General features: G+C 72.7%; 9 protein-coding genes. 2 read left to right on the top strand and 7 right to left on the bottom strand.

Annotated elements, in window-relative coordinates; genetic code table 11:
* Positions 1–428 (bottom strand): homocysteine S-methyltransferase family protein (locus tag ACZ6QO_RS37225; RefSeq protein ID WP_465858128.1); only part of this gene is annotated, 428 nt, incomplete at its 3' end.
* A 241-nt stretch (positions 429–669) separates the two neighbouring features.
* Between ACZ6QO_RS37225 and ACZ6QO_RS37220 the strand changes: the two genes are divergently transcribed.
* Positions 670–1527 (top strand): PAC2 family protein, encoded by an 858-nt coding sequence (locus tag ACZ6QO_RS37220; RefSeq protein ID WP_465858126.1) that lies wholly within the window; start codon positions 670–672, stop codon positions 1525–1527.
* A gap of 345 nt (positions 1528–1872) precedes the next feature.
* Positions 1873–2451, top strand: coding sequence for a hypothetical protein (locus ACZ6QO_RS37215; RefSeq protein WP_465858124.1), 579 nt, complete (start codon positions 1873–1875; stop codon positions 2449–2451).
* Here the strand turns inward: ACZ6QO_RS37215 and ACZ6QO_RS37210 are convergent.
* From ACZ6QO_RS37210 to ACZ6QO_RS37185, 6 genes are read right to left on the bottom strand one after another with little or no spacing between them, the layout of a single operon-like run.
* The gene (locus ACZ6QO_RS37210; protein WP_465858122.1) at positions 2423–3175 is read right to left on the bottom strand and encodes a sirohydrochlorin chelatase; all 753 of its coding nucleotides are present in this window, start codon (positions 3173–3175) and stop codon (positions 2423–2425) included. The two genes, ACZ6QO_RS37215 and ACZ6QO_RS37210, sit on opposite strands and share 29 nt — an antisense overlap.
* Entirely contained in the window at positions 3172–4341 is a 1170-nt protein-coding gene (locus ACZ6QO_RS37205) for a uroporphyrinogen-III synthase (RefSeq protein ID WP_465858120.1), read from the bottom strand. Before ACZ6QO_RS37205 ends, ACZ6QO_RS37210 begins: the two co-directional genes overlap by 4 nt.
* A complete protein-coding gene (gene nirD / locus ACZ6QO_RS37200; protein ID WP_465858118.1) occupies positions 4338–4706 on the bottom strand; it encodes a nitrite reductase small subunit NirD in 369 nt (122 codons plus the stop codon). The genes ACZ6QO_RS37205 and nirD overlap by 4 nt, the downstream gene beginning before the upstream one ends.
* Positions 4703–7132, bottom strand: a complete 2430-nt coding sequence (nirB, locus tag ACZ6QO_RS37195) for a nitrite reductase large subunit NirB (RefSeq protein ID WP_465858116.1) — start codon at positions 7130–7132, stop codon at positions 4703–4705. The genes nirD and nirB overlap by 4 nt, the downstream gene beginning before the upstream one ends.
* Positions 7129–8532, bottom strand: a complete 1404-nt coding sequence (locus ACZ6QO_RS37190; RefSeq protein ID WP_465858114.1) for an FAD-dependent oxidoreductase — start codon at positions 8530–8532, stop codon at positions 7129–7131. The genes nirB and ACZ6QO_RS37190 overlap by 4 nt, the downstream gene beginning before the upstream one ends.
* Positions 8529–10673, bottom strand: a complete 2145-nt coding sequence (locus ACZ6QO_RS37185; RefSeq protein WP_465858132.1) for a molybdopterin oxidoreductase family protein — start codon at positions 10671–10673, stop codon at positions 8529–8531. The genes ACZ6QO_RS37190 and ACZ6QO_RS37185 overlap by 4 nt, the downstream gene beginning before the upstream one ends.
* Between the last annotated feature and the right edge of the window lie 155 nt (positions 10674–10828).

Raw genomic sequence — 10828 nt, 5'->3', positions numbered from 1 at the left:
TACGCATCCCGCAACGCCCCAAACGCCACATGCCCCAACGTCGGCAACTTCGTCCCCGGCCCCATCGACCCCAGCACGAACCGCGCCCGCCCATCGGCCCCCGCCCACCGATCAGCCGACTCCCGCGCCAACCGCGCCCCCGCCACCGACAACTCAAACACCCGACCAGCGATGTCATACTCCCCCAACGCCGCCAGATTCGCCCCGAACGTGTTGGTCTCCACACAATCAACACCCACCGCGAAATACGCGTCATGCACCCCCCGCACAATGTCAGGACGCGTCACGTTCAACACCTCATTGCAACCCTCATGACCATCGAAATCATCAAGCGTCGGGTCATAAGCCTGCAACATCGTCCCCATGGCCCCGTCCGCGACGATCACACGCTCGGACATGGCCTGCCTGAAGGACGCTGCGTTATTCATGCGCACAAGCCTAGCGGGAGCCAGAACGCGACCGCCCGGAGCCGGGGGCGTGACGGCCCCGCGATCGCGACCAGCGAACGCACGCCGTCCTCCCGGCCACCGCGAGCTCCCTCGGCCCTCTCGGTGACACCGAGCACCCCTCAACGAATAGGCTTGGTGGGGTACAAGGCCGCCGCCGGCGGCCGAGAGACCGCGCCGGCAAGTCGCGCGCGGTCTCGGCCAGGCAGCAAGGAGGCGGCGCGTGATCGAGCTCGAAGGACTTCCCGAGCTCGTCGACCCGGTGCTGATCGCCGCGTTCGAGGGGTGGAACGACGCGGGAGAGGCGTCGAGCGGCGCTCTGGCCCATCTTGAGTCAGAGTGGAAGGCGACCCCGCTGGTCGAGCTCGACCCCGAGGAGTACTACGACTTCCAGGTGACCCGCCCGATGGTGGAGCTGGGCGACGGCGTGACCCGGTCGATCGTGTGGCCGACCACCCGCCTGCTGGTGGCCCGTCCGCCGGGCAGTGAGCGCGACGTGGTCCTGCTGCGCGGCATCGAGCCGAACATGCGCTGGCGCACGTTCTGCTCAGAGATCGTGGCCATCTGCCTGGAGCTCGGCGTCGAGACCGCGGTGCTGCTCGGCGCGCTGCTCAACGACTCGCCGCACACCAGGCCGGTGCCGATCGTGGGCTCGGTGAGCGATCCCGGCCTCGCCCGCGCGCTCAACCTCGAACTGACCCGCTACGAGGGCCCGACGGGCATCGTCGGGGTGCTCCAGCACACCCTTGGGGCGGCCGGCACCGACACCATCTCGCTGTGGGCTTCGGTGCCCCACTATGTCGCCCAGCCGCCCAACCCGAAGGCCACGCTGGCCCTGCTGCGCCGCATCGAGGACCTTCTGGACATCCCCATGCCGCTCGGCGAGCTGCCCGAAGAGGCGCGCGCCTGGGAGCACGGGGTGGACGAGCTGGCCTCGCAGGATTCCGAGGTGGCCGAGTACGTCCGCGAACTGGAAGAGCGCAAGGACGCCGCGGACCTGCCCGAGGCCAGCGGGGACGCCATCGCGGCCGAGTTCGAGCGCTACCTGCGGCGGCGCGACCACGACGACGACGGCGGCTGACGCAAACCCGGAGAAAGTGCGCATTTCCCGACATTGACCATGTCGGCTTGACTAAAGGCGCATTTCGCATAGTTCCCGTTATTGACTCCGAACGGCGCAGCTTTCCGGTAATAATTGGCCGCTGCGCCACTTCCGCACCGTTGGCCTCGGGCGGCACCACACTGGCGGCAACGATTCGATAACGGGTACGAACACGACTCCGCAAACATCGTGAGCGGCGTCACCGGCGTGCTGAACCTACAACATGTGACTGCGCACCTTGGGACCCCCATGGCGATTCCATATCCTGATCCGCACAAGAGAGCACAGGAGACGCGGAGACGCGTCCTCGAGATGTCGGTGTTCATGAGAACGCAAGAGCCGGGCGACGACGCCCGTGCCCCGGAGGACGCCGCCCGCCCCGGCGACTCCCTCACCTACCCCCAGCTGCGCGGCACGACCCCCGCCCAGGCCGTCGACATGTTCCTCGCCCTCCTGCAGGACCGCCTCCCGGTCTGGCTGCGCGCGCTGGACGACCTGATGTGCCTGACCGGCAAGGGCCGGGTGAACGACAACCTGCTGCCGGTGGCCCGGGCCGGCATCGACTACTACGCCGAGGTACAGGCCGCGGCGATGCCCGCGTTCATCTCCCCCTCGATCACCGTGCGCTTCCGCGAGGCGCTGCGCGAGAACGGGCTCGGCCCCGCCTCCGAGATCGTCCCGCTGGCCCGCTACCTGGCGGCCGAGCGGAGCCTCGGCCGGGTCGGGCCGGACGTCGACCCGGAGGCCAGCGCCCGCCTGCTGCTCGCCGGCTGCTTCCGGCACGCCTACTACGAGATGTTCATCGGCGCGGGCTCGGTCCTGTCCCGCGACGAGGGCGCGGTGGAGATCGTGCGGGAGCTGCGGCTGGAGACCGTCACGCCCCGGGCGCCTGCGCTCTCCTGAGCAGGCCGCCCGCCTCCCGGGCGCCGCCGGACGGCCGGGACACCGGCACGCCGCACCAGGCGGCGGTCTCGTCCGCCCTGTGCCAGACCAGGGCGGCCAGGTCGTCGTCCACACCGAGGGGGGCGCTGACCACGTCGGCCCCCGCGGACTCCAGGCGGCCCTGGAAGAACCCGGGGGCCAGCAGGTAGGAGGCGACCGCGACGCGGGGCGCCGGTCCGGAGCGCAGCCGTTCCATGGCCTCCGCGAGGGACGGGGCCGCCGCGGAGGCGAACGCCGCCGTCACCGGGCGGGCCAGCCGCACCGACAGCAGCCGGGCCGCGGAGCGCACGTCGGCGACCGCCGAGGCGTCGGAGGACCCGGCGGCGCCCAGGATGACCGCGTCGGTCGGCCGCAGCCCCGCGGAGGCCAGCCGGCGGGCGAGCACGGCGGTGAGCAGCTGGTGAGGGCCGAGCGGGCCGGCGACCAGCGCGTCCGGCCGTGCGCGGGCGACGACCCCCGGCAGATCGATGTGGACGTGGTAGCCGCCTGCCAGCAGCAGCGGGACCACGACGACCGGTCCGGGGACCCGGGTCAGGACCTCGGCGAGCGGCGGGGAGCTGATCTCCAGGTACGCCAGCTCGACGCGGTGGCCGGGCCGGGCCCGGCGCACCCGCTCGGCCAGGGCGGCCAGGGTGGCCTCGCCCGCCGCGCTGCGGGTGCCGTGGGCGGCCAGGACGAGCGTCATCGCGCCTCCGGCCGGTCGCACGCCAGGCGGTAGCCCCGCTTGACGACGGTCTCGACGATGCCGGAGGGGCCGAGGGCGCGGCGCAGCCGGGTGACGGCCATCTCGACCGCGTGCTCGGCGGAGTCGCGGGAGGGACCGCCGGGCAGCACGGTGCGCAGGTCCGAGCGGGGCACGACGTGGCCGGGACGTTCGGCCAGGCGCTTGAGCACCGCCATCGGGGCGGGCGGGAGCGGCTTGAGCTCGCCGTCGACGGCGACGGCGTGCCCGCGGATCTCCAGCTCGTGGGATCCGGCGGTGACCCGGGTGACACTGTGCTCGGGCAGGTGCCTGGCGAGAGTGCGGGCCAGCGAGCCGAGCCGCGAACGCTCCGGCTGGATGACCGGCACGCCCTTGGCCACCAGCGGCGACGCCGTCACCGGGCCGACGCACGCGGCCACCACCGGGCCGTTGAACGCCTCGATCAGGGCCTCCTCCAGCCCTTCCGCCCGGGCGGCGTTCAGCATGGCGAGCACGGCGGGGGCGCTGGTGAACGCCACGGCGTCCACCGAGCCGGAGATGGCCTGTGTGATCAGGCGGCGCAGCGGCGAGGGGTCGCGGTAGGGCAGCCAGCGGTAGACCGGCACCTCGATCACCGCGGCGCCTGCCGCGCGCAGGGCGGTCACGAACCCGGTCAGCGGCTCGCCGTGCAACTGGACCACGATGCGCCGCCCGTTCAGGTTCTGGCGGAGGAGGTAGTCCTTGATCTCCTCGCAGGACTCGGTCGGCGGGGTCCAGTGGTCGTTCAGCCCGGCGGCGCGCACGGCGCCGCGCGCCTTCGGGCCGCGGGGCAGCAGGCGGGCCGTGGCCAGGTGCTCGGCCAGGTCGGCGGACAGCCCCCAGCCCTCGGCGGCGGCCACCCAGCCGCGGAAGCCCACCCCGGTGGTCACCACGACGTCGTCGATCGGGCCGTTGAGGCACTCGCGGGTGGCGGCCAGCAGGTCGGCGTCCTCGGCGAGCGGCACCAGCCGGATCGCCGGCGCCCGGACGACGCGGGCGCCGCGCCGTTCGAGCAGCGCCGCGAACTCCTCTTTCCTTCGGGTCGCGGTGACCCCGATGGTGAAGCCCGCGAGCGCGTCCGGCGCCGTCTCCGGCGCCGTCACCGCGTCATCCAGTAGGGCGGACGTCATACGGCGCTCACCTGCACCGTGCCGCCCGCGACACGGATGGGGTAGGTCGGCAGAGCCAGCGAGGGGTCGTCCAGGCACAGGCCGGTGACCAGGGAGAACGACTGCTTGTGCATGGGAGCGGCGACGACGGGCTCCTCGCCGCGGGTGCCGACGATGCCGCGCGAGATCACGTACGCCCCGCTGTACGGGTCGCGGTTGCCGACGGCGAACAGGCGTCCGTCGAAGGTGCGGAAGATCGCGATCTGGTGTCCGCCGACCAAGGCGGCGGCCCCGCGTTCGGGCAGCAGGTCGGCATAGGCACAGATCGGCACCCACACCGCACCGATGGTCGCCTGAGTCGCCGGGTCGTTCTGGATGATGGTCATGCGCGTGTCACCTCCAGGAGGACGGGCTTTATCTGGTCGCGTTCGGTCTCGAACACGATGGACGGGTCAGGGGTGTCGGGGGCGTTGACGAAGCTGACGAACCGGCGCAGCTTGTCCGGATCGTCGACCGTGGCGCGCCACTCGTCGAAGTAGCCGGCCACGTGCCGCTCCATGCCCGCGTCGAGGTCGGCGCAGATGCCGAGCGAGTCGTTGATGATCACGTCGCGGAGGTAGTCGAGGCCGATGCCCTGCACCCAGGTGGCGGTGCGCTGGAGCCGGTCGGCGGTGCGGATGTAGAACATCAGGAAGCGGTCGATGGTGCGGATCAGGTCGTCGTCGGACAGGTCGCTCGCGAGCAGGTCGGCGTGGCGGGGCTTGAAGCCGCCGTTGCCGCCGACGTAGAGGTTCCAGCCGTTCTCGGTCGCGATGATGCCGAAGTCCTTGCTGCGCGCCTCCGCGCACTCGCGGGCGCAGCCGGACACCGCCGACTTGATCTTGTGCGGCGAGCGCAGCCCCCGGTAGCGCAGCTCCAGGGCGATCGCCATGCCGACCGAGTCCTGCACACCGTACCGGCACCAGGTGGATCCGACGCAGGACTTCACCGTGCGCAGCGCCTTGCCGTAGGCGTGCCCGGACTCGAAGCCGGCGTCGACCAGCCGCTTCCAGATCTTGGGCAGCTGCTCGACCCTGGCGCCGAACAGGTCGATGCGCTGGCCTCCGGTGATCTTGGTGTAGAGGCCGAAGTCGCGGGCCACCTCGCCGATCACGATGAGCTTCTCGGGGGTGATCTCGCCGCCGGGGATGCGGGGCACGACCGAGTAGGTGCCGTTCTTCTGGATGTTGGCCAGGAAGTGGTCGTTGGTGTCCTGCAGCGCTGCCTGCTCGCCCTCAAGGACGTGGCCGCCGTTGAGCGAGGCGAGGATGGAGGCGACGGCGGGCTTGCAGATGTCGCAGCCGCGTCCCTTGCCGTGCTCGGCGATGAGCTGGGAGAAGGTCGTGATGCCGCGCACCCGGACGATGTCGAACAGCTCCGGCCTGCTGTGGTCGAAGTGCTCGCACAGCGCCTTGCTGAGCACGACGCCCTCGGAGGCGAGGATCGAGGCCAGCGCGGGCACGCAGCTGCCGCAGCTGGTGCCGGCCCGGGTGCACTTCTTGACGCCGGCCACGTCGGTCAGGCCCATCTCGGCGATGGCGGTGCTGATCTGGCCCTTGGTGACGTTGTTGCAGGAGCAGACCTGGGCGTCGTCGGGGAAGTCGGCGCCGGACAGCCCGGCACCGCCGGCGCCGGCGAACAGCAGGTCGCTGGGCTGGGCGCTCAGCTCCCTGCCGACCATCGGCCGCAGCAGGCTGTAGGGGGTGGCGTCGCCGACGCAGATGCCGCCGAGCAGCGTGCGGGCGTCGTCGCTGATGAACAGCTTCTTGTAGACGCCGGCCACCGGGTCCATGTACGTCACGTCGAGCGCGCCGGACAGCTCGCCGAAGCTGGCCACGTCCACGCCGAGCAGCTTGAGCTTGGCCGACAGGTCGCCGCCGGTGAACTCGGCCACGCCGCCGAGGATGCGGTCGGCGGCCACCTCGGCCATGGTGAAGCAGGGCGCGACCAGGCCGTACACCATGCCGCCCACCAGGGCGCACTCGCCGATGGCGAACACGGCCGGGTCGGCGGTGCGCATGCCCGCGTCGACCACGATGCCGCCCCGCTCGCCCACGGGCAGCCCGGCCTGGCGGGCCAGCTCGTCGCGCGGCCGGATGCCCGCGGAGAAGACCACCACACCGGCGTCGATCTCGGTGCCGTCGGCCAGGACGACCTTGTCCGGTTCGATGCGGTTCAGGCCGGTGCCGGTGTGCACGGCCAGCCCGAGCCGTTCGATGTGGCCGCGCAGCACCGAGCCGCCGCCCTCGTCGACCTGGCGGGGCATCAGCCAGCCGCCCATCTCGACGACGTGTGTGGAAAGGCCGAGGCCGCGCAGCGCGTCGGCGGCCTCCAGGCCGAGCAGGCCGCCGCCGACGACCACGCCGGAGCCGGAGCCGGCCGAGGCCTCGCGGATGGCGTCCAGGTCGTCGATGGTCCGGTAGACGAACGCCCGGTCGGCGCCGGGCACCGGCGGCACGAACGGCGAGGAGCCGGTGGCCAGCACCAGGACGTCGTAGGGCTCCTCGTGCCCGGTCGCGGTGACCGCGACCCGGCGGTCGCGGTCGATCTCGGTGACCCGCTCCGACAGCCGTACCGCCGTCACCCCCTCGGGGGCCTGGTAGGTCAGCTCCGCAAGGGACGTGCCCGTCAGGTAGGAGGTCAGCGCCACCCGGTCGTAGGCGGGCCTCGGCTCCTCCCCAAGGACGGTGATCGTGCCCTTGAACCCACGGTCGGTCAGCGTCTCAACGAGCCGGTGGGCCGTCGGCCCGTACCCCACCACCACGATCCTCACGCGCGGACCTCCTCCTCCTGCTCGCACAGCCAGCCGATGATTCCCTCGACCGCGTCCCGGCAGCTCCCGCAGCCGGTCGTGGCCCGGGTGGCCGCCGCCACGGCGGCCGTGTCGCGCGCGCCCGCCTCCCAGCAGGCGCGGATGCGGCCCTTGGTCACGTTGTTGCACTCGCACACCCGCGCCGAGTCGGGCATGCGCACCGGGCTGTCGGCCGGGGTCGCGTGCTCGATCGACGACGGGAACAGCAGCCCGGCCGGGTCGCCCGGTAGGGGCCCGCCCCGGTCGTACAGCTGGGTGAGCGTGCCCACCGTCGGCGCGTCGCCGAGCAGGATCGCCCCCACCAGCCGGTCGTTCTTGATCACGAGCTTGCGGTAGATGCCGCGCGCCCGGTGGGTGAAGCGGACCACCTCGACCTCGCCGGTGGGGTCCTCGTTCAGGTGCGCCTCGCCCATCGAGGCGAGCTCGACGCTGCGGGCCTTCAGCCGGGTGACCAGGCGCGAGCCGCGGTACCTGGCGGCGCGGTCCGCTCCGGTGATCAGGTCGGCGACCACGGCGGCCTGCTCCCAGGCGGGCGCGACCAGCCCGTACACGGTGCCGTCGTGCTGGGCGCACTCGCCGATCGCGTAGATGGCGGGGTCGCCGGTGCGCATGTGGTCGTCCACGACGACGCCGCGGTTGACCTCCAGGCCGGCGTCCCTGGCCAGGGTGACCAGCGGCCGCACGCCGCAGGCGAGCACCACCAGCTCCGAGGCCAGGACCTCCCCGGTGGCGAGCTCGACGCCGTGTTCGTGGATCGCGGTGACCTGCACCCCGGTCCTGACCGCCACGCCGAGCCCGGCCAGCGCCTCGCCGAGCACCAGCCCGGCCTCGGCGTCGAGCTGGCGTTCCATGAGGTGGCCGGCCAGGTGCAGCAGCGTGACGGGCATGCCGCGCCCGGCCAGGCCGCGCGCGGCCTCCACGCCGAGCAGGCCGCCGCCGACCACGACCGCGCTGGTGGCGCTCGCGGCCGCCTGCAGAATGCGGTGGCAGTCGTCCATGGTGCGGAACGCGATGGCGCGGGCGACGCCGGGGATGGGCGGCACGACCGGTTCGCTGCCGGTGGCCAGCACCAGCACGTCGTACGGCTCCCGCGCTCCGTCGTCGGTGTGGACGACGCGCGCCTCGCGGTCGATGGAGGTGACGGTGACGCCGAGCCGGGTGGTCACGCCGTCCGGCTGGGCCGGCAGGCGCACCTGCTCGGGGCTGGCGGTGCCGGCGAGCACGTTCGACAGCAGGACCCGGTTGTAGGACCTGCGGGTCTCGGCGCCGATCACCGTGATCTGGATGTCCTTGTCGCGCGCCCTGACCTCGTCGGCCAGACGGGTCCCGGCCATGCCGTTGCCGATGACGATGAGCCTCACGCGTTCCTCCCCCGGTCGGCCCGCGGGGCGCCGGCCCGCGAAGCGGCGTCATCGCGCTCGCGCGGGCCCTCGCCGGACCGCTCGACCCGTACGGCGCAGACCTTGAACTCCGGCATCCGGGACGTCGGGTCCAGGGCCGGGTTGGTGAGGCGGTTGGCGCCCTGCCAGTGGAAGGGCATGAACACCGTGTCGTGCCGGATGGACCGGCTCACCTTGGCGGCGGCCTCGGCCGTCCCTCTGCGGCTGGTCACCCGGATCATGTCGCCGGAGCCGACGCCGAGGCGCTCGGCCAGGTCGGCGTGCAGTTCCACGTACGGCTCGGGCGCCGCCTCGTTCAGCGCCCGCACCCGCCGGGTCTGGGCGCCGCTCTGGTAGTGGGCCAGCACGCGGCCGGTGGTCAGGTAGTAGGGGTAGTCGTCGTCGATCTCCTCCTCCACCGGCCGGTGGTCCACCGGCACGAATCTGGCCCGGCCGTCCGGCGTCGGGAAGCGGTCCAGAAAAGGGCGCGGGGTCCCGGGGTGGTCCTCGGAGGGCGCGGGCCAGAACACCCCCGTCTCGCGGGCGATGCGCTCGTAGGTGATGCCGGCGTAGTCGGCGACGCCGCCCGCGCTGGCCCGGCGCAGCTCGTCGAACACCGTGCGCGGGTCGTCGGAGAAGCCCTCGGCTTGGCCGAGCCTCGCGGCCAGCGCGGAGATGATCTCAAGGTCGCTGCGCACCCCGGCGGGCGGGACGGCGGCCTGCCTGCGCAGCAGGACCCTGCCCTCCAGGTTGGTCATGGTGCCGTGCTCCTCGGCCCACTGCGTGGTGGGCAGCACGACGTCGGCCATGGCGGCGGTCTCCGACAGCACGAAGTCGGAGACCACGAGCAGGTCCAGCGCCGCCAGCCGCTCGGTGATGTGGCTCGCCCGCGGGGCGGACACCACCGGGTTGGAGCCGAACACCATCAGGGCCTTGGGCCCGGCGGCGGTGCCGAGCGCGTCGAGCAGTTCGTAGGCGGAGCGGCCGGGGCCGGGCAGATCGGCGGGGTCCACGCCCCACACGGCGGCGACGTGCGCGCGGGCGGCCGGGTCGTCGATCTTGCGGTAGCCGGGGAGCTGGTCGGCCTTCTGCCCGTGCTCGCGGCCGCCCTGGCCGTTGCCCTGCCCGGTGACGCAGCCGTACCCCGAGCCCTCGCGGCCCGGCAGCCCGAGGACGAGGGCGAGGTTGATGAACGCGGTCACGGTGTCGACGCCCTTGGAGTGCTGCTCGGCGCCCCTGCCGGTGAGGATCATGGCCTTGCCGGCGGTGCCGAGCAGGCGGACCGCCTCGCGCATCGCGGCGACCGGCACGCCGGTGACCCGCTCGGCGCGTTCCGGCCACCACGCGGCCGCCGACTCGCGGACCGCCTGGAAGCCGGTGGTGCGGGCGGCGATGTAGTCCTGGTCGGCGTATCCCTCGGTGATCGCGATGTGCAGCAGGCCGAGGGCCAGGGCCAGGTCCGCTCCCGGGGTCACCTTCAGGTGGAGCGCGGCCTGCCTGGCCGTGCGGGTCTCCCTGGGGTCGGCCACGATGAGCGTGTTGCGCAGGTGCCGCAGAAAGGGCGGCATGGTCTCGGCGACGTTGCCGCCGACCATCATGACCACGTCCGCCTCGGCGATGTCGGTGATCGGGAACGGCAGCCCCCGGTCCATCCCGAACGCCCGGTTCGTGGCGGCGGCGGCCGAGGACATGCAGAAGCGGCCGTTGTAGTCGATCTGGCTGGTGCGCAGCGCCACGCGGGCGAACTTGCCGAGCTGGTAGGCCTTCTCGTTGGTCAGGCCGCCGCCGCCGAACACCGCCACCGCGTCACGGCCGTGCGCGGCCTGCAGGCCGCGGACGGCGCCGGCGACGCGGTCGAGCGCCTCCGCCCAGCTCACCGGCTCCAACGGGGCGGTGCGGCTCGCGCGGGCGAGCGGCGTGGTCAGCCGCACGCCCGGCTTCAGCAGCTCGGCCGCCGTCCAGCCCTTCTGGCAGAGCCCTCCGGCGTTGGCCGGGATGTCGTGCCGCGGGGTGATGGTGAGCGGGCCGCCCGCCGTCGCGCCGGTCCCGCCGCTGACGTACATGCCGCACTGCAGGGCGCAGTAAGGGCAGTGCGTCGCCTCACCCAGGTGCACCGGCGTCATCACAGACGCCGGTGGGGAAAGTGAGGTCGGCATGGGTTCGATGGTGCTTTCAGGCCGTTTCACCATTGGGTCCCTCCTGTTACCTCTGTGCTACAAGCCGCCAACCGTGTTCACATCGGGCGCGGGCCGCCTGTGCGCACATGGCGGTGCCCGGC

Source organism: Sphaerisporangium sp. NPDC049457 (assembly GCF_055586705.1).
Note: the sequence above shows the minus strand (reverse complement) of the source record. Positions and strands in the feature narration are given on the sequence as shown.

What these genes read in the sequence shown, in the direction of transcription:
- ACZ6QO_RS37205 (WP_465858120.1), bottom strand. Translation starts at nt 4,341, where the DNA reads ATGACGTCCGCCCTACTGGATGACGCGGTGACGGCGCCGGAGACGGCG.
- ACZ6QO_RS37215 (WP_465858124.1), top strand. Translation starts at nt 1,873, where the DNA reads ATGAGAACGCAAGAGCCGGGCGACGACGCCCGTGCCCCGGAGGACGCC.
- ACZ6QO_RS37185 (WP_465858132.1), bottom strand. Translation starts at nt 10,673, where the DNA reads ATGACGCCGGTGCACCTGGGTGAGGCGACGCACTGCCCTTACTGCGCC.
- ACZ6QO_RS37210 (WP_465858122.1), bottom strand. Translation starts at nt 3,175, where the DNA reads ATGACGCTCGTCCTGGCCGCCCACGGCACCCGCAGCGCGGCGGGCGAG.
- nirD (WP_465858118.1), bottom strand. Translation starts at nt 4,706, where the DNA reads ATGACCATCATCCAGAACGACCCGGCGACTCAGGCGACCATCGGTGCG.